This window comes from Acetomicrobium sp., from assembly GCF_059026225.1.
In genome coordinates, this window is record NZ_JBWQOQ010000007.1 from 48,305 (window position 1) to 66,133 (window position 17,829).

Below are 17,829 nucleotides of genomic sequence, written 5' to 3' on the forward strand. Positions count from 1 at the left end.
CAGTAGAGCATATATATTTCTCTAAGGGGAGGTAATCTATTTGAAAAAACGCCTATTAATGCAAATCGGCCTTGTCTTGCTGCTGATAATCGTGAGCATATTTTTATATCGTATCGGCAAAGGCTTTCAAATCATCGTTGAAAACAAAGATTACACCATGGAGGGCACAACTTTTGAAGTGCAAGGCCCGGTTAGGGTCATTTTTGATGACGAACATAAATTAGAACTTAAAGAAAAAAGCGCTGACTTGGTGGTTTTAATAGGTTATGGCGAACACAAGATCAAGGTAGAGGTCCTGGACGATGAAGGGAATGCAGTAAAATCCATTGAAAAAACTTTCAAGTTAAGCGGGAAGGAAGGCGACCTCTTGAGCATTCCGGCTTTATTAAGTGGAAGCGAGAGGTACATATTTAAGCGAGAGTAAAATCCTTTGAAAATGTCCGCTTAGCAGTGCTTCGGCACAATTATGATCTCAACGGTCTTGATGTATGTAAAGACCGGTTAGTACCAACCAGTAAAAAATAGAGCGTCTCTTCCTGAAATTTAGGAAGGCAGACGCTCTTTATTTTTGATAAATTGCTTGTTTTAGCGTATGGCGAAATATTTCTCCGGGACTTGCAAGCTCGTTAATCCCAAATATCCCTTCCCAAAAACATAGGTGTCCTGATACAAAAGGACATGCCTTTTATTTTCTATGCCGGTGTTGATATCAACGTAGTAACTTCCGTTCCATTTAGCTCCGGGGGTGTATTTCTCGAAGGCGGCCACTAAGCTTTTCAGGTCAAGTTGAGCCTCTCCATCTATGACGCGACGGGCAAGTTCAACCAATCCGATAGAATTTGTATATCCGTAAGAAAAGGCCCATGTTCCTAGCCTTCCGGAAGCGCCATTTTCTTTAACCACCTCTTCGATCTTTTTAACGATGGCCTGGAAATCTCCCTTCTCAGCCGACAAGTCTATTCCAAGAGCTCCGGGATATCCCATCAGCGGTGAGGGCAAATCAGCTTCTACAAAATATCCTCCGTGAGCAACAATTTGCCTTATCAAAGGCTCAGTATGTGCATCGTTGGTGCAGAAAAATGCCGTGTCCTTCCCGTACTTTTCGAGCCATGCAGGTACTTTCTCCAGTATGAACTGCTGGGCACCGGCCACTCCCACGTCACTAAGAGGATCGGGAGCCGTTTCAGAATGAAACTTCAAGCCTATATCGTTGCATGCCGCTTCCATAATATTACGCCTTCTGGAAAGGAGCTCATAGCTCATGTGTCTTGGGAATGAGATGTGTACGAAGTTATTAGCGCCCATTTTTTTCGCAGCTACCGGGATCAAATAGCCTCTGCTTATATCGTCTACGTTGGTTATCATATCGGCAACGGACCCAATTACGCCAGGATCTTCGTGCGCTTCACCGGCTATACATAAGATGTCCGGCCTTTTTTCCTTGACGCGCCTGAATGCCTCGGTTGTTCCTGGAATGGCGTTATTAACCACTATGGCTTTCATCAAAGGGTCATCGGCTAAACCGGCAATTTGGCTTATTACCGTTTCCATTTCTTGCATAAAGTTATCGGGATAGGTTAGATGCTGTATCATCCCACCTTGAGCAACGTCGCCATATTCCTTCACGGCTTGCTCTGCTCCTCGCAAGTCATCTTCAGCCTGTGAAACAGTCTCGGTGCATATGCCAATGTGATAGGGAGCGTCCGCAATTGCAGGTGATATTAATAGGATGGAGATAATCGCATACATTGCTGAAAACATTAAAACCCTTCTCATTCTTACTCATCCCTCCGAAAATAAAATATTGTATTTAGATCTCATTATCTCGTCCATTGTTCGATTGTCAATATATCAATACTCGATCGTCAATGAAGCATCTAAAAAATAAGATGCCGTAATAATGCGTGTTCAGACCAGCCTCGAAGAAATGTATTGTCCTCATTGCAACTCAAAAAGCTTTGCAGATACTGCAAGGGGAAGCGCAAGAGAATGCTCCATAGAAATGTGACGATTGGCGATCATTGTTACCGAATTACTCAAAATAGTAATGACAAACACTTGAAGCGATCCAGAACTGAATGACCGATTGACAAACAGGATAAACGATGGTAGATTGCTTGTATTACGGTTGTATATCTCCAGTATAGGGGTTGTATATAACCAGAGTGAGGTTGATCATGCAGCAAAAGACGAAAAGAGATTTAGCTTATGAAGAGATTAAAAAGCTCATCCTCAGCGGCAAGCTCTCCAATGATATGTCCATTTCAGAGAATGTCTTGGCTAAAATGCTCGGCATGAGCAGGACCCCCGTGAGGGATGCTTTAAGACGCTTGGAGATGGATGGATTCGTCAGGATAATCCCCAATCAAGGAGTCGTGATCCGAGAAGTTTCCATAAATGAGGTCAAAGAAATATACGACATGCGCATAGCTTTGGAAGAATTCGTGACAAAAGAGCTCGCAGACATGCTTTCTGATAAGGATTTTTCCAACCTGGAAAAGATCCTAAAGAAGCAGGAGGAGGCATGCAAAAAAAAGGACGCAGTTGCTTTCCATGAAGAAGATCGTAACTTTCATGATTACCTGATGAGGGCTTACGGCAATTCTATGATAACCGATTTCATTGCGAGGCTTCGGGATCGCATAGAAGGCATCAATATAGACATGCTCAAACTACCAGGAAATATGGGGACCTTTTATGCCGAACACAAAAGGATTTTAGAGGCCTTGCGCAAAGGAGATGGTGAAGCCGCTGCCAAGGAGATGGATGAGCATCTTAAAGGTGGAAAGATGAGGCTAATTGTGGGCTAATCTTTGAAAGCCCCGGCTTTGAAGAAGTAATGGGGGTGATTGCAGTTGGCAGAGTGGGATGAGGATTTGTTGTGTCGCTTTTATAGGACGATGGTTACCATCAGGTTTTTTGAACAGGCGGTAGAAAAGCACTTCCTTGCAGGAGAAATCCCGGGGTTCGTACATCTGTACATAGGCGAAGAGGCAATTGCTACAGGCGTGTGCGCAAATCTTACCGAGGATGATTACATAGCAAGCACTCACAGAGGTCACGGCCATTGCATAGCTAAGGGAGCTGACGTTAACAAGATGATGGCCGAACTCTTTGGCAGGCGTACAGGGTACTGCAAGGGTAAGGGTGGTTCCATGCATATAGCTGATTTCAGCATAGGCATGCTTGGTGCAAATGGAGTTGTGGGCGGCAGTTTACCTATAGCGGCGGGGGCAGCTCTGGCAATAAGCATGCTCGATCAAAAGAGAGTTACCGTAGCCTTTTTTGGCGACGGTGCATCAAATAGAGGTACCTTTCACGAGTCTGCAAACCTCGCCAGCGTGTGGAAACTCCCCGTAATATTTTTATGCGAAAACAACCAGTACGCTTCGACCACACCTTATAAGACTACCACGTCAGTAGAAGACATAGCCGACAGAGCTCACGGATACAGCATGCCCGGCGTTGCGGTCGATGGCAACGATGTCTTTGCCGTCTACGAGGCTGCGAAGGCAGCCATAGAAAGGGCTAGAAACGGCGGAGGCCCGTCTCTGCTTGAGGCCAAGACGTATCGAGTAAAAGGACATTTTGTGGGCGATCCGGAGCTTTATCGCTCCAAGGAAGAGGTTGAAGAAATCTTTAAGAAAAGGGACCCTATCTCCAGATTTGAAAAGCAGGTATTAAACGAAGGTTTATTGAGTCAAAAAAAGCTCGATGACATAAAGCTTGAGGCTCAAGAAGTGATTGATAATGCGCTTGCCTTCGCTAAGGCGAGCCCAGAACCCGATCCCTCTGAGCTTCTTAGCGATGTTTATGCATAGGGGATGGATACAATGAGAGAAATTACGTTTGCTCAGGCGACGCTAGAAGCTATGGATGAAGAGATGTCTCGTGACGAGCGAGTCTTCGTATTGGGCGAGGACATTGCCCGCCAAGGCGGTATATTTGGCCAGTTCAAGGGCTTGCCGCAAAAATTTGGCACCGATCGCGTAAGGGACACGCCTATTTCGGAAACGGCCATCGTAGGAGCTGGAGTAGGAGCAGCTCTTGGAGGCATGAGGCCAGTGGTTGACATGCACTTCGCTGACTTTATGGGGGTGGCCATGGATGAACTCTTTAATCAAATGGCTAAGATACATTTTATGTTCGGCGGACAAAGGTCCGTGCCTGTAGTGGTCCGCGCACCGGATGGCCTCACCAATCAAGCCGCCGCTCAGCACTCCCAATCTATAGAGGCCTGGTTTTTGCACATTCCAGGTCTAAAAGTAGTAATTCCATCAAACCCGGCCGATGCGAAGGGTTTGCTCAAATCTGCTATCCGAGACGATAACCCCGTCATATACTTTGAACATAAAATGCTTTTTTCGGAGATAGGTCCGGTTCCTGACGGAGAACACCTTGTGCCCATAGGCGTGGCGGCCCTCACAAAGCCGGGCAGGGACATAACCATCGTTTCATACTCATACACAATGAAAGTTGTAATGAATGCTGTCTCCATGTTGAAAAATGACGGGATTGACCCCGAGGTAATAGACTTAAGGACAATTTCCCCCATCGATAAAGAAACCATCCTAAATTCCGTAGCAAAAACTCACAGGCTTGCAATAGCTCATGAGGCCGTAAAACAGGGCGGTGTTGGGGCCGAAATTGCGGCCATCGTAGCGGAAGAAGGGATTGACTTCTTAGATGCCCCTATATTACGCTTCGGTGCGCCTTTCACGCCTGTGCCCTTTGCCAGGTCCTTGGAAGCAGCTTATAGGGTGAAGGCTGAGGATATCTATTCCGGCATTAAAGCATTATTTGACTAGACAATAAGGGGGTGGCGCTTGAAAAAGGATTAAAGGGACGAGAAAGTTCATGTGCTGCAAAAGGCTTTATCAAATCGCGAAAGGAAGGTGAATTGTTCGGCCATAGCCGGGCAGAAAAAATGAAAAAGGTGCTGTGCATGGTTTTGGCAGTAGTGTTGCTTTTAGGAGTAATCGGGCTTAATGAAGCGTCTGAAGCAGCGCTCAAAAAAGAGTACAAGCTGACGATGAATGTCTCTACCGATACTGCGTGGGGCAAGGGTGGCGTGAAATTTGCGGAGCTCGTGAAGGAATACACCGACGGCAAGGTAAACGTGAAGGTATATCCCAATGCCCAACTTGTGGGCGGCGACCAGATCCGTCAGGCAGAGATGGTTTCAAGCGGAGCCATAGATTTCATGCTTAACTCAACGATCAACATCGCCCCCATAATCCCGGAATGCAACGTTTTCTCCCTTCCCTTTATGTTCCCAGACCATGAGGCCGTCGATGCTGCAACCAAATCCGCAGGCGGAGATATGGTTTTTCAGGCTCTGGAGAAGCACAACATGGTTGGCATCGGCTGGGGCGAAAATGGCTTTCGCGAACTTACGAACAACGTCCGACCGGTAGCTCATCCTGATGACTTGAAAGGTTTGAAGATAAGGGTTGTTACCCCCATCTATGTTGATATCATGAGGGCTCTCGGAGCTAATGCCGTGGCCATGAACTGGGGCGAAGTCTTCACCGCTTTGCAGCAGGGCGTCATCGACGGGCAGGAAAACCCCATTGTTGGCGTCATTATTCCGAACAAAATCTACGAAGTACAAAAATATCTGACAAATTGGCACTACTCATATGACGCGCTCATTTTAGCCGTCAATAAGCAAGTTTGGGATGGTTTCGATCCTGAGATCCAAAAGCAGATTAAAAAGGCAGCCGAGGACTCGATGCACTGGCAAATTCATGATGTAAGCCGGGTTGGTTTGAAAGACGGATTAGAGTTCCTCAAGTCAAAGGGCATGGTCATTACTGATCTCACGCCCGAGCAATTAGATGCATTCCGCGAGCGCACAAAGCCAGTTTACGACAAGTGGGTGCCGAACATAGGGCAAGACTTGGTAAAGGTCTTTGAAGAGGCCGTTGCTGGGAGCAGATAAGATAAGTAGATAAGCAAAGGGGGCCGCGTTTTGCGCGGCTCCCCATGTTCTTGCTTAGCGGCTTAATAGGTTTTGTGCAGCTAAGAAAGGGGCTGTGTTATGGCATGTTTAAACTGCTCGATAAGGCTGAAGAGTGGATATGCGCTATAATGCTTTTCTTCATGGCCATTCTGGCCTTCGTCAATGTGGTGGTAAGGTATCTTACGACCTTTTCTTTCGCCTTCTCGGAGGAACTTTTGGTCAACTTATTTGTATGGATCACAATGCTCGGGGCCTCCATAGCCATGCGAAAAGGTGCACTTTTAGGTGTCACATTTTTAGTTGATCGCTTACCTGTAGCGTTTAAAAAAGCTGCGTCCGTGTTGGTTACCCTTTGCGGTGTTGTTCTCTTCATTCTCCTTGCGTATCATGGTGTCGATATGGTGAGGTCGGAATATAGGTCCGGGATGACTACTTACTCTATGGCTCTGCCCATGTGGATATTCGGCATTGCCGTACCGGTGTGCGCTTTTCTACTCATCGTAAGGACAATTCAAAGAGGCGTAATCGAATGGAAAGAGCTTTCTTTGCAAGATGTGCATCAAATTAGCTCAAGCGCGGAGGTGAAGATCAAATGAACATCGACCCTGGCATAATATTGCTCGGCCTTTTCTTCGTCATGATGGCTTTTAAGGTACCTATAGCAATAGCCTTAGGTTTAGCCGGTATGGCTGTCGTCTATTGGTTTGATCTAGGCGCACAAATGTTTGCTCCCGTATTTTTTGCTAATATATCTAAGTTTTCGCTTTTAGCCATTCCCTTCTTTATACTAGCGGGCGTCATCATGGGTAGAGCGAAGATATCAGATAAGATCATCAGGCTCATAATGCTTTTGGTAGGTCCCATAAGCGGAGGGATGGCTATTGTGACGGTAATAACGGCGCTCTTTTGGGGGGCTGTCTCGGGATCGGGGCCTGCTACGGTTGCTGCTTTGGGCACAATACTAATCCCTGGCATGGTAAAAGCCGGTTATAGTAAGTCTTTTGCTGCAGCGCTTACTTCCTGTGCCAGTGGCTTGGCCATTGTAATCCCACCCAGCATAGGCTTTATAGTCTATGGCGTCATTACCGGAGCATCAATAAGTGAACTCTTCCTAGCCGGCATTATCCCGGGGATAGTCGTGGGTTTGTTTCTCATATTTGTTGCCTTCCTCATCTCTCTGGCAAGGGGGTATAAAGGAGAAAGCTTTGGCACCGCTCGAGAGGTGTTGCACGCCTTCAAGGATGCTTTTTGGGCGCTTATTACTCCCGTCATAATATTGGGCGGCATATACGGTGGGATATTTACACCTACCGAAGCAGCTGCTGTGGGCGTGGTTTACGGTCTCTTTGTGGGCTTTGTGGTTTATAGGACACTTACCCTCAAGGATTTGTATGAACTATTAGTGGAAAGCTGTGTCTCATCTGCGGTTGTGATGCTGGTCGTTTCCTTTGCTGGGATCTTTGGTTGGGCCATGACGGTTCTTGGTGTGGTAGAAAGGATATCGCAAGCGGTTATATCCTTGAGCTCAAACCCCTATGTTGTCATAGCTTTGATAAACGTGGTCTTAATAATAGCGGGAGCACTTTTAGATGCCATATCCATTTATTATTTGCTATTGCCGATCTTCATGCCTATTATGGCCCATTTTGGGTGGGATCCAGTTTGGTTTGGCATAGTTATGACGGTGAACTTGGCTATAGGGCAAGTTACGCCGCCAGTAGCGGTCAATCTCTATGTGGGGTGCAATATCGCGGGCATTTCGATGGACGAGATTTCGAGAGCCGTCGTTCCCTTCGTCCTTGCTTCGATAGCGGCTTTAGCGGTTATTTGTTATGTTCCGGCTATTAGCCTGTGGTTGCCGAACATCTTGATGCGGTGAGACAGGCGCGGACCTCGGTGTTGATAATGACCAGCAGGGCCACCTGCATTGTAGGGCTTTCAAAAAACTTAACCGGTTCTTGACAGGCTTTTGAAACTAGCGGTAGTATATATATTACAGTGCACTAACAAATGTATATTAGGCTAAAAGACGTTTAAACTTTAAAATACTGTCATAAAATAAAATAAGTGAACTGGTCAGCTAAAAACCCTGGTTACTGTGGTTGCAGCAAAATGTGAATATTAGGACTTATAAAATACAGCGGCGTTAAACTTTATGAGGAGAGGAAAGTTAATCGTTCTTGCAAAGGGGGAGTTGTCGTGACGAATGTCATCGTAGTAGGAGGCGGACCAGGAGGTTATACTGCGGCTATTAGAGCGGCCCAATTAGGATGCGACGTGAAATTGATCGAGAAAGTAAAAATTGGCGGGACTTGTCTCAATAGGGGATGTATTCCCACAAAGGTCTTGCTTCATGCATCTCACATTCGTGATAGCTTCAAGAAAGCTCAAGAATATGGATTTTCAGTCGAAAACGTTTCGTTTGATTGGAAAACGCTCATGCAGCGAAAGGAAGACACGGTAAAACAGCTAACGGATGGCGTAGAAGCCATCCTGGAATCTTGGGGTATCGAAATAATATACGGCGAGGCTTCCTTTGTAGAACCCCACGTCATTGCAGTAACAGACGAGCAAGGGTCAACCACAAAAATAAATGGCGAAAATTTCATCGTAGCAACCGGCTCAAGGACTTCACTGCCACCGATAGAAGGGCTGCGGAGCGAGGGCGTCTTGACCAGCGATGATGCGCTTTGCATCGATGAGCTTCCTTCGTCTATCCTCATAGTGGGCGGCGGAGTGATTGGCGTCGAATTCGCCACGCTGTTTTCTAACCTTGGCTGCAGCGTGACGGTGGTTGAGTTTTTGCCCAGGATTTTATCGAACATCGACGAGGAGCTTGCCTCTATGGTGCACGAAATATTATCTTTCAAAGGAGTCGCCATTCATGCGTCAACGAAGGTCACGAAGATCGAAAAATCAGGCAATATTTTGACCGTCACGCTTGAAGGCGAAGGGGGAAAGACGTCAAAGGTCGAAGTCAGCAACGTTTTACTGGCTGCCGGGCGGCTTCCCGACACCAGTGCCTTAAACCTGGAAAACATAGGGATAAAGACCGAGCGAGGCCGCGTCGTTGTGGACAAATACATGAAGACAAATCTTCCTCACATTTACGCCATCGGCGATTGCGCTTCTCCCTTTATGCTTGCTCACGTAGCGATGGCCGAAGGTGAAGTGGCCGCGGAAAACATAGCTGGGAATGTGCGCGCAATGGACTACACGGCGGTTCCGTCGTGCATCTTTACAGAGCCTGAGCTCGCCTCGGTTGGGATGTCTGAGGCCGATTGCCTCGACGCGGGGATACCGATAAAGGTATCACGCTTTCCCATGGTAGGCAATGGAAGGGCTTTAACCCTTGGAGAAGCAATAGGAATGGTAAAGATCGTAGCTGAAGAAAAATACGAAAAAGTCTTAGGAGTGCATATCTTGGGGCCCAACGCGACGGAGCTCATATCCACCGCCGGCATGGCGCTCATGTTAGAAGCTACTGCGGACGAGATTGCAAACTTGATCTTCGCCCATCCAACCGTCGGAGAGGCTTTGAAGGAAGCGGCCCTATTACTTCAAGGAAAGGCGATCCACTTCCCCAAGGCGTAAAAGCTATTTGGCGGAGGGGGTAGCAAGTTGAAAGGTTATTTTCCGGACTGGCTAAAAATAGAGGCACCTGCCGAAGGTGTCCTTGATGAAATGCAAAAACTTATAAAGGGCCTGTCGCTTCACACGGTGTGCGAAGAGGCCAACTGTCCAAACGCAGGAGATTGCTTTGGCTCCCATACGGCGACTTTTTTGCTGATGGGGGATGTATGCACCAGGAATTGCTCTTTTTGCGCCGTAGAACACGGAAAGCCCATGCCCTTGGACCAAAATGAACCCCTAAGGGTAGCCGAAGCTTGCCGTACGCTGGAGCTCAAATACGTCGTCTTAACCTGCGTCACGCGCGACGACTTGAGCGATGGCGGCGCCTTTCACATGGCATCTGTCGTAAGAAAGGTAAAGGAATTAAACCCTGGTGCGAAAGTCGAGCTTTTGGTCTCAGATCTTGGCGGCAACTGGGAAGCTTTGCGGTGCTTGCTTGAAGCTCCCTTGGACGTTATAGGACATAACGTCGAAACTGTTCCATCACTTTACCCGAAGGTAAGGCCACAAGCCATATACGAAAGAAGCATTAACCTCATAGAAAAGGCCAAAAAAATAGCTCCACATATCTTGACCAAGTCCGGGATAATGGTCGGTCTGGGCGAGCGTTTCGACGAAGTAGTCCAAGTCATGGAAGATCTTTTAAGTGCCGGATGCGATATATTCACGATAGGACAATACCTGCAACCGTCCCCACATCACTTCCCACTGAGGGAGTACGTTTCCCCCGCTCAATACGAAGAATACGAAAGAAAAGCCTATGAGTTGGGATTTAAGTCCGTGGTTGCAGGGCCTTTGGTTCGAAGCTCATACAGGGCGGATATTTGCTATGAAAAAGCCTTTAAAAAGGGAGGTGATAAAGTCATTTAACTGGCCTTTGTTGGCTAAAAAAATTACAAGCAAAAGGAGGTAGGGGTCTCCATGGCTGTAGAAAAAGAAAAGTTACAGTGGATGTACAAAAACATGTTGACCATCAGGAACTTTGAAGAGAAGGTGGCGGAGCTTTTCGCCGCAGGCAAATGCTACGGCTTCGTTCACCTTTACGTAGGAGAGGAGGCCGTAGCTACCGGAGTGTGTGCAAATCTTCGCAAAGAAGACTACATCACAAGCACCCACAGAGGACATGGCCATCTGATCTCAAAAGGCGGCGACCTGAAGCTCATGATGGCCGAACTTTTCGGCAGGCGCACGGGATACTGCAAGGGCAAGGGCGGATCAATGCATATAGCAGACGTCGAGCTTGGGATCTTGGGTGCAAACGGAATAGTTGGTGGCGGTTTCCCCATCGCTGTGGGAGCAGGATTTACTGCGAAATACAAGGGCACAGATCACGTGGTGGCCTGCTTCTTTGGAGACGGCGCGTCAAACCAGGGAACCTTCCATGAAGCCTTAAACATGGCCTCCATATGGAAGCTGCCGGTCATATTCGTCAACGAAAACAACCTCTACGGCATATCGCTTTCGCAGAAGAAATCGATGAACGTTCCCGATGTGGCCGCCAGGGCTGCTGCTTACAACATTCCCGGACTCGTCGTTGACGGAAATGACGTATTGGCGGTTTACGAGGCCGTCCAAGAGGCGGTCAAGCGTGCGCGCTCCGGAGAGGGACCGACTCTGATCGAGTGCAAGACCTATCGCTACAGGGGCCACTTTGAGGGCGACCCGACAGTCTACCGCAGCGATGAGGAAGTCGAGGAATGGAGGAAAAAAGACCCGATTCCGCGATTTGAAGCAACACTTTCTCAAATGGGAATAATGACGGAAGAACAGATGGAGAAGATTCGCTCGGAAGTATCCGAAATGATCGAAGAAGCCGTTAAGTTCGCAGAAGAAAGCCCGTGGCCATCTCCGGAAGAAGTCCTTGAGGACGTATACGCGTGAGCGAGGAGGCGATGAGGATGAGGAAGTTAACGATTCGAGCTGCAATAAATGAGGCCCTGCGTCAGGAGATGAGGCGCGACCCCAACGTGTATGTGATTGGCGAGGACGTTGGCATATTCGGCGGCTGTTTTGGGGTAACGGCCGGGTTGATAGATGAATTTGGCCCTGAGCGGGTTGTAGATACCCCCATTACAGAAAGCGCCATAGTAGGCAATTCTCTGGGCGCCGCGGCCACGGGACTGAGGCCTGTAGCTGAAATAATGTTCATGGATTTCGTGGGCGTCACCATGGACCAGATATTTAATCAGGCTGCCAAGATGCGCTACATGTTCGGCGGAAAGGCCAAGATTCCCATGGTCATAAGAATGGCTTGTGGGGCGGGAGGTTCTGCGGCAGCACAGCACTCGCAATCCCTAGAGGCGTGGTTTATGCACGTTCCGGGTTTAAAGGTAGTTGCTCCCTCCACCGCTTATGATGCTAAGGGTCTTTTGATAAGTTCCATCAGAGATGACAACCCCGTGATCTTTGTAGAGCATAAGTTCATATACGATATCGAAGGAGAAGTGCCCGAAGAAATTTACACCGTACCCCTAGGCAAGGCAGACGTCAAAAGAGAAGGAGCCGACGTAACTGTCGTAGCCACCATGGCCATGGTTTACAAGGCCTTGGAAGCTGCCGAGGAACTTGCAAAAGAAGGTATCAGCGTTGAAGTCGTGGATCCGCGGACACTGCAGCCGCTGGATAACGAGACGATCATTAATTCCGTTAAAAAGACGCACAAGGTCGTAGTAGTTCACGAGGCCGTCAAGTTTGCAGGTCCCGGTGCCGAGATCGCTGCCATGATTGCCGAAGAAGCCTTTGATTACTTGGATGCGCCGGTAAAACGTGTTGGCGCTCCCTTTACGCCGGTACCCTTTAGCCCCGTGCTTGAACAAGCATACATCCCAAGCACGGAAAAGATAATTGCCGCAATAAAAGAGGTCATGGCGTAACGTTTGTATTGCAAAAGAGGGGGCGTGTTGTGAGCGAACCTTAAGACGTCCCCTCTTTTAAGTTGCAAAGAGAAGGAGAGTAAGATGGCAAAAGAAGGAATTTTCAACCAGGTACTTCAAGTGGCAGTAGTGGTAAAGGATCTCGAGGAATCCATGAAAAACTACTGGGACAAGTGGGGCATTGGGCCTTGGAAGGTCTATACATTTGATCCCAATACAGTGAAAGACATGATTCTGCGAGGAAAAAGAGAAGATTACGCCATGAGGCTTGCCCTGGCAGAGATAGGTAACGTACAGTGGGAACTCATACAACCTTTGGATGACAAAAGCATTTACGCGGAATTTTTGAAGGAACACGGCGAGGGCCTTCACCATGTAGCGCTGGGGGTTAGAAACTACGAAGAGGCGATGGAACTGGCCAAAGAGAGGGGAGTGGGTGTAATTCAAGGCGGCACATGGTTTGGTTTTACTTACACCTATCTAGACACCAGGGAAGATTTGGCCACGATCGTGGAGCTTTATGACCAGCCTGAAGGATGGGAATTCCCCGAACCCGAGGACACCTATCCCAAGAATTCCTAAAGGGGGGTAAGGTAAATGAGCCTGGAGGGAAAAATTGCAATCGTTACGGGAGGAGGGCGAGGAATCGGTCGGGGCATTGCGCTTGCCCTTGCGAAAGAAGGGGCTGATATCGCCATCGTCGAAGCCGAAGTCCTTGACAGCCCTTACAACCATTACGGCACGAAGGAAATCAAAGGTTACACGGCTGCCCAGGATGCAATAAAGGAGATAAAGGCACTCGGCAGGCGGGCTATCGCCATAAACGCCGACGTGAGCAAATCTGATCAAGTCACTCAGGCCGTAAAGCGCACCGTGGATGAACTAGGTTCCATAGACATTTTGGTCAACGCTGCGGGAGTGATAACGGTTTCCAACGTCGAAAATTTAGAAGAAGAGGAATGGGACTTGACGATGAACGTAAACGCAAAGGGCGTCTTTCTTTTCTCCAAAGCGGTCATTCCCCACATGAAGAAAAATAAATGGGGTCGAATAATAAATGTATCATCCATTGCAGGGAAATCCGGATTTCCTGGTCTTCCCCATTACAGCGCATCTAAATTTGCGGTTGTGGGATTTACTAATTCCTTGGCCAAGGAGCTTGCCAAGGACAACATTACAGTCAACGCCATATGTCCAGGTATAGTTCGTACTCAGATGTGGACTTTGCTGGCCGATGTATGGAAGCAACCTGGCGAAACCTGGGATGAATCATTTGCGAGAAACATAGCTACCATGATACCCCAGGGTATTGAACAAACGCCCGAGGATATGGCGAAATTAGCATTATTTTTCATTTACTCGGAACATGTGACAGGCCAGTCCGTCAACGTCGATGGAGGGTCGATGGCGTATTAAGATTAAATCTGACTAGAAAGGGGAATCGATATATTTGACGCTAGTTGGGATCATCGCAAATCCGGCTTCGGGAAAGGACATCAGGAGGCTAGTCGCTCACGGTTCGGTCTTTGACAACATAGAAAAGGTAAACATTGCGAGGCGCATACTGCTGGGGCTTGAGGCAACGGGCGTCGATAAGGTGCTTTACATGCCCGATTACTTCGGTATAGTTCCCAGGGCGTTGGAGCACGTTCGCCTTAAAATGAGCGTAGAGCCTTTAAAAATGTATTGCCAGGGAACGCAGGACGACTCTACCTTGGCTGCAAAGTTGCTCGAAAAAGAGGGCGCTAAATGTATCATCGTGCTTGGAGGAGACGGTACCAATCGTGCGGTGGCAAAGGGAAGCATTTCCGTTCCCTTCATGCCCGTGTCAACTGGGACTAATAACATCTTTCCCAGCATGGTGGAAGGCACCATCGCCGGCATGGCGGCAGGCTACGTCGCCGCGGGCACCGTCTCCGCCGAAGAGGCTACATATCCGACAAAACGCTTGGATATCCTGATCGATGGCGAGTTAAGAGACCTTGCACTGGTGGATGCCGCCCTTTATGACGATATATTCTTGGGATCAAAGGCCATATGGGACATGAGCAAGGTCAAAGAGCTGGTCTTGACGCAAGCCAAACCAAGCAACATAGGCCTGTCTTCTGTAGGGGGCATGATCTTGCAGCGGCATCTTGCCGAAGATGAAGGATTGCACATAGTATTGGGATCTTTGGAAGGCTCAAAGGAAGGTTTCGAGGTGACGGCTCCCGTCGCCCCGGGGCTGATAAAACCTGTACGAGTCCTTGAGTTTAATGAGATCTCGCTTGGAGACGAGATAGGTTTTGATATAAACCCGGCCGTCATCGCCCTTGATGGTGAAAGGGAGGTCGAAATCTTGCCGGGCAGAAAAGCTTCAGTACGCTTGAGCAACAATGGCCCTCGCGTCATAGACATTGAGAGGACGATGTGGCTTGCCGTTCAAAATAAAGGATTGATCGGTCGCAGCAAATAAGGAGGTGGATTTTTATGGCTTTAGTTGTTACAATGCCTAAACTTGGCCTTACTATGACTTCCGGTTCAGTAGCTAAATGGCACAAAAAGGAAGGCGACAAGGTAGAAAAAGGCGAGGTGATCTTAGAGGTTTCTACGGAAAAGATTACCTACAAGGTGGAGGCCGCAGAAAGCGGCGTGATAAGAAAGATTCTAGCCCAGCCTGGTGTCAAGGTCCCTATCGGAACTCCTTTGGCGATAATAGCGGCCCCCGACGAGGACATAAGCGAGCTTTTAGAGGAGGTAGCCGTTCCCGCAGAGGCTAAGGAAGAAGTCAAAGAAGTTAAACCGGCGGCAGTGGAAGCACCCAAACCAGCAGCAGAAGAGGTGTTCATTAGAGCTACTCCCATAGCCAAAAAAATAGCAAAAGAGCATGGCATCGATTTGGCCTTGGTAACGGGCACGGGGCCAAAGGGCAGGATCGTGGAACAAGACGTACTGGATTTCATAGAACGGCAAAAAGCTGCCGTTCCAGCGCCATCGCCGGCAGTTAAAGCGGCAGAACCTAAAAGAATTCCTCTGTCGGACGTACGCCAGGTAATTGCGGAAAGGATGAGCGCTAGCTGGCAAAACGCCCCCATGGTCACTTTAAACGCCGATGTGGATTGTTCCTCCTTTAAAAACATGCGTGAAAGTTTAAGGACACTTTTTAAGGAAAAAGGTCTAAATCTATCCTACAATTACATATTGATGAAAATGTGCGCCCTGGCACTGAAGGAACACCCAATGCTTAACTCCTACCTGGACGGAAACGAAGTGGTGCTCCTTGATGAAATAAACATAGGCCTTGCTGTTGCAATAGAAGACGCCCTAATAGTCCCCGTCATAAAAGATGTTGGGAACAAAGATATGTTTCAGATTGCCTCAGAAGGAGATGCCTTGGTAGAAAAGGCCAGAAAGGGCGAACTTTCCGTAGACGAGGTTACAGGCGGTACCTTTACGATAACAAACCTTGGCATGTTTGGGATCAGGGACTTCACGCCCATAATAAATCCCCCGCAATGTGCCATATTGGGGGTTGGGGAGATGAAAGACAAACCCTGCGTTTGCGGTGAAGAGATCGTAATTAAACCGGTGATGACCTTGTCATTGACCTTTGATCATAGGATCGTTGACGGAGCACAGGCAGCCTTATTTTTGAGGCAATTAAAGGAAATGATCGAAAACCCCTTCATGCTTTTGACGTCACTGAAATAGCAGTTCAGACAAAAAGCAAGGAAAATTAGAGCAAGAAAAATAAGTGTAGGGACAAAAAATTTAAGCTCAAAGTCCCTACACTTATTTACATGTCAAAATCGCGTGCCAGGAGGCAGGCGCCCCCCTTTAAAGTAGCGCTAATCGGGCAAAGTTGCAGTTTTTAAGCCCTTTTTCGTCAATTGCCCCAGCAACTTGCCGCTAAATTTTAAAGGAGGATTGTCATCCCCGTTATGGCGTTGATTAACAGGCCATCGGGATCTATGTCCGGTAAATCTTTTCCAACGTCAAGGGTGCTCAAGACCGACCGGCCTATAACGTATCGTCCCTCCACACCTTTGCTTTTGGTCCTTAGCCCCCACAGGTTATGAAACACGACGACCCTTCCCCTGTAAGATCCAGCGTACAACATTACATGCCCGGGTTTGTATAATATGCTTGCAAAGGGAGTCCCACCCTCTTTTATGGCCTTTTCTTTTTGAAGAGGCGTTAGACCTTCAAGGGAAATGAAAGTCCCGCTTTTTGCCTGTGCACTTGAATTTCTTGGCAGCCATATGCCGAAGGGCAAAAAGAAATCTCTCGTAGTTGCCGAACAGTCCCTTTTGCCGTACATTCCTCCCCAGCCGTAGGTTTCACCCATCATCTCGTCTATCAAGGAGGCGGCATTCCATTGACTAAATTCAATTGGCCATCTTTTTGCAAAGTCCCTCGGCAAGCGGACTGCCTCAAGCGTTGCAAGCCCCGCCTCGTCTTTGCCCGCTGGCACCAAAAGCTCCAGATCATATAATAATTCTTCATTCAGAGGAAAAAGGGACCCTATTTTGACGTTGAAGATAAAAAGGTTTCCTTTGCTGACGGTTTTGTCGTCCTTTACTATTACCGCAAGCGGCAAAGGCATGTATCTATCGATGAAGCCTTCGTTAACGTAAGCGATTTTTCTGGAGTCAATCCAACCTGCGGCAAAGGAGGTCTCCACATAAGCAAACGAATTGTCACGGCTGAAATGAGAGATTCTAATCGGTTCTCCGGGGTTCACCCGGGAAACTTGCCCGTAATCGAAAGGGTACCCTTCGCCCGAAAGTTCAGGTGACAGAAATATCGGATCATGAGTGGGAAAGGCCCTTAGCGAGCCTTCGGCTATGGTTATGCCCGGTGCGTTTATATCTTTAAATGCCTCGATGTGCGCCTTGCTGTAAATTTCGTCAAACCACCTTTTTTCTCGCGGTCTTTCATTTTCCCCGTAAACCTTGCCGGGCAAGTAAGCGTTAAAGGGCCACAAAAGGTCGTCTTTTGAATGCCTGAAATCTCCGGACCAGGGCAGGAAAAACCGGTCTTTTGCGCCACTTGCGCGGTTGTTTTGCTCATCCTTTGACAGCAAAGGCATGGCATAGTCACTTTTTAGATAGTAAAAGGGGTTTTGTGAAACCTTCGGCGTCAGTTTTTCGAAGGCCAGAGCTTTCAGGGGACAAAAACATAAAACTAAAAGAAGACCTACAATAAATTTCGTGCGATAACTTTTCATTTGCCTTCCTTCACCGCCTTTCAAAGGAAATAAGTAACAATGGCGCCTGTTTTGATGCAAAAAAATTTTCTTTGTCATCAGTTAAGCCGTCGTTACTGCATTTTAGGAAAATTTGCAAGTTTTTTCAAGCAAACTTTTGGCCAAGACAT

The 17,829-nt window shown here is 47.9% G+C and carries 17 protein-coding genes; 15 read left to right on the forward strand and 2 right to left on the reverse strand.

What is annotated here, in order from left to right:
• Nucleotides 1-40 precede the first annotated feature (40 nt).
• Entirely contained in the window at nucleotides 41-424 is a 384-nt protein-coding gene (locus AC5SXE_RS04265; protein ID WP_303882785.1) for a DUF6672 family protein, read from the forward strand.
• 161 nt (nucleotides 425-585) lie between these two features.
• On the opposite strand, the gene AC5SXE_RS04270 is transcribed toward AC5SXE_RS04265, so the two are convergent.
• The gene (locus AC5SXE_RS04270) at nucleotides 586-1,776 is read right to left on the reverse strand and encodes a DUF3798 domain-containing protein (RefSeq protein WP_310846488.1); all 1,191 of its coding nucleotides are present in this window, start codon (nucleotides 1,774-1,776) and stop codon (nucleotides 586-588) included.
• Nucleotides 1,777-2,177: 401 nt separating this feature from the next.
• Here AC5SXE_RS04270 and AC5SXE_RS04275 point away from each other — a divergent pair, with 401 nt between their 5' ends.
• From AC5SXE_RS04275 to AC5SXE_RS04340, 14 genes are all read left to right on the forward strand, one after another.
• Nucleotides 2,178-2,810, forward strand: a complete 633-nt coding sequence (locus AC5SXE_RS04275) for a GntR family transcriptional regulator (RefSeq protein ID WP_493916710.1) — start codon at nucleotides 2,178-2,180, stop codon at nucleotides 2,808-2,810.
• A 45-nt stretch (nucleotides 2,811-2,855) separates the two neighbouring features.
• Nucleotides 2,856-3,821, forward strand: coding sequence for a thiamine pyrophosphate-dependent dehydrogenase E1 component subunit alpha (locus tag AC5SXE_RS04280; RefSeq protein WP_303881656.1), 966 nt, complete (start codon nucleotides 2,856-2,858; stop codon nucleotides 3,819-3,821).
• 12 nt (nucleotides 3,822-3,833) lie between these two features.
• Entirely contained in the window at nucleotides 3,834-4,808 is a 975-nt protein-coding gene (locus tag AC5SXE_RS04285) for an alpha-ketoacid dehydrogenase subunit beta (RefSeq protein WP_310846481.1), read from the forward strand.
• A 119-nt stretch (nucleotides 4,809-4,927) separates the two neighbouring features.
• On the forward strand, nucleotides 4,928-5,944 hold the full coding sequence (locus AC5SXE_RS04290; RefSeq protein ID WP_493916711.1) for a DctP family TRAP transporter solute-binding subunit: 1,017 nt from the start codon (nucleotides 4,928-4,930) through the stop codon (nucleotides 5,942-5,944).
• A gap of 104 nt (nucleotides 5,945-6,048) precedes the next feature.
• Nucleotides 6,049-6,561, forward strand: a complete 513-nt coding sequence (locus AC5SXE_RS04295; RefSeq protein ID WP_303881653.1) for a TRAP transporter small permease — start codon at nucleotides 6,049-6,051, stop codon at nucleotides 6,559-6,561.
• Nucleotides 6,558-7,844, forward strand: a complete 1,287-nt coding sequence (locus AC5SXE_RS04300; protein ID WP_303881652.1) for a TRAP transporter large permease — start codon at nucleotides 6,558-6,560, stop codon at nucleotides 7,842-7,844. The genes AC5SXE_RS04295 and AC5SXE_RS04300 overlap by 4 nt, the downstream gene beginning before the upstream one ends.
• Before the next feature lie 320 nt (nucleotides 7,845-8,164).
• Complete coding sequence (lpdA, locus tag AC5SXE_RS04305) at nucleotides 8,165-9,559, forward strand: dihydrolipoyl dehydrogenase (protein ID WP_323720696.1); 1,395 nt, start codon at nucleotides 8,165-8,167, stop codon at nucleotides 9,557-9,559.
• 27 nt (nucleotides 9,560-9,586) lie between these two features.
• Entirely contained in the window at nucleotides 9,587-10,468 is an 882-nt protein-coding gene (gene lipA, locus AC5SXE_RS04310) for a lipoyl synthase (protein ID WP_493916712.1), read from the forward strand.
• A gap of 51 nt (nucleotides 10,469-10,519) precedes the next feature.
• Nucleotides 10,520-11,479 (forward strand): pyruvate dehydrogenase (acetyl-transferring) E1 component subunit alpha, encoded by a 960-nt coding sequence (pdhA, locus tag AC5SXE_RS04315; protein WP_303881044.1) that lies wholly within the window; start codon nucleotides 10,520-10,522, stop codon nucleotides 11,477-11,479.
• A 17-nt stretch (nucleotides 11,480-11,496) separates the two neighbouring features.
• A complete protein-coding gene (locus tag AC5SXE_RS04320; RefSeq protein WP_493916713.1) occupies nucleotides 11,497-12,471 on the forward strand; it encodes an alpha-ketoacid dehydrogenase subunit beta in 975 nt (324 codons plus the stop codon).
• A gap of 84 nt (nucleotides 12,472-12,555) precedes the next feature.
• Entirely contained in the window at nucleotides 12,556-13,053 is a 498-nt protein-coding gene (locus tag AC5SXE_RS04325; protein ID WP_332635748.1) for a VOC family protein, read from the forward strand.
• A gap of 15 nt (nucleotides 13,054-13,068) precedes the next feature.
• Complete coding sequence (locus AC5SXE_RS04330; RefSeq protein WP_332635749.1) at nucleotides 13,069-13,887, forward strand: SDR family NAD(P)-dependent oxidoreductase; 819 nt, start codon at nucleotides 13,069-13,071, stop codon at nucleotides 13,885-13,887.
• A 34-nt stretch (nucleotides 13,888-13,921) separates the two neighbouring features.
• Nucleotides 13,922-14,926: an ATP-NAD kinase family protein gene (locus AC5SXE_RS04335; RefSeq protein WP_493916714.1), complete on the forward strand. Its 1,005-nt coding sequence runs from the start codon at nucleotides 13,922-13,924 to the stop codon at nucleotides 14,924-14,926.
• Nucleotides 14,927-14,940: 14 nt separating this feature from the next.
• Nucleotides 14,941-16,161, forward strand: a complete 1,221-nt coding sequence (locus AC5SXE_RS04340; RefSeq protein WP_493916715.1) for a dihydrolipoamide acetyltransferase family protein — start codon at nucleotides 14,941-14,943, stop codon at nucleotides 16,159-16,161.
• Between the two features lie 205 nt (nucleotides 16,162-16,366).
• On the opposite strand, the gene AC5SXE_RS04345 is transcribed toward AC5SXE_RS04340, so the two are convergent.
• On the reverse strand, nucleotides 16,367-17,680 hold the full coding sequence (locus AC5SXE_RS04345; RefSeq protein WP_493916716.1) for an SH3 domain-containing protein: 1,314 nt from the start codon (nucleotides 17,678-17,680) through the stop codon (nucleotides 16,367-16,369).
• Nucleotides 17,681-17,829: the final 149 nt, after the last annotated feature.

Excerpts from the sequence above, each read along its gene's own strand:
- AC5SXE_RS04270 (WP_310846488.1), bottom strand. The coding sequence starts at position 1,776 with ATGAGAAGGGTTTTAATGTTTTCAGCAATGTATGCGATTATCTCCATC.
- AC5SXE_RS04275 (WP_493916710.1), top strand. The coding sequence starts at position 2,178 with ATGCAGCAAAAGACGAAAAGAGATTTAGCTTATGAAGAGATTAAAAAG.
- AC5SXE_RS04285 (WP_310846481.1), top strand. The coding sequence starts at position 3,834 with ATGAGAGAAATTACGTTTGCTCAGGCGACGCTAGAAGCTATGGATGAA.
- AC5SXE_RS04290 (WP_493916711.1), top strand. The coding sequence starts at position 4,928 with ATGAAAAAGGTGCTGTGCATGGTTTTGGCAGTAGTGTTGCTTTTAGGA.
- AC5SXE_RS04295 (WP_303881653.1), top strand. The coding sequence starts at position 6,049 with ATGTTTAAACTGCTCGATAAGGCTGAAGAGTGGATATGCGCTATAATG.
- AC5SXE_RS04300 (WP_303881652.1), top strand. The coding sequence starts at position 6,558 with ATGAACATCGACCCTGGCATAATATTGCTCGGCCTTTTCTTCGTCATG.
- pdhA (WP_303881044.1), top strand. The coding sequence starts at position 10,520 with ATGGCTGTAGAAAAAGAAAAGTTACAGTGGATGTACAAAAACATGTTG.
- AC5SXE_RS04320 (WP_493916713.1), top strand. The coding sequence starts at position 11,497 with ATGAGGAAGTTAACGATTCGAGCTGCAATAAATGAGGCCCTGCGTCAG.
- AC5SXE_RS04325 (WP_332635748.1), top strand. The coding sequence starts at position 12,556 with ATGGCAAAAGAAGGAATTTTCAACCAGGTACTTCAAGTGGCAGTAGTG.
- AC5SXE_RS04330 (WP_332635749.1), top strand. The coding sequence starts at position 13,069 with ATGAGCCTGGAGGGAAAAATTGCAATCGTTACGGGAGGAGGGCGAGGA.
- AC5SXE_RS04340 (WP_493916715.1), top strand. The coding sequence starts at position 14,941 with ATGGCTTTAGTTGTTACAATGCCTAAACTTGGCCTTACTATGACTTCC.
- AC5SXE_RS04345 (WP_493916716.1), bottom strand. The coding sequence starts at position 17,680 with ATGAAAAGTTATCGCACGAAATTTATTGTAGGTCTTCTTTTAGTTTTA.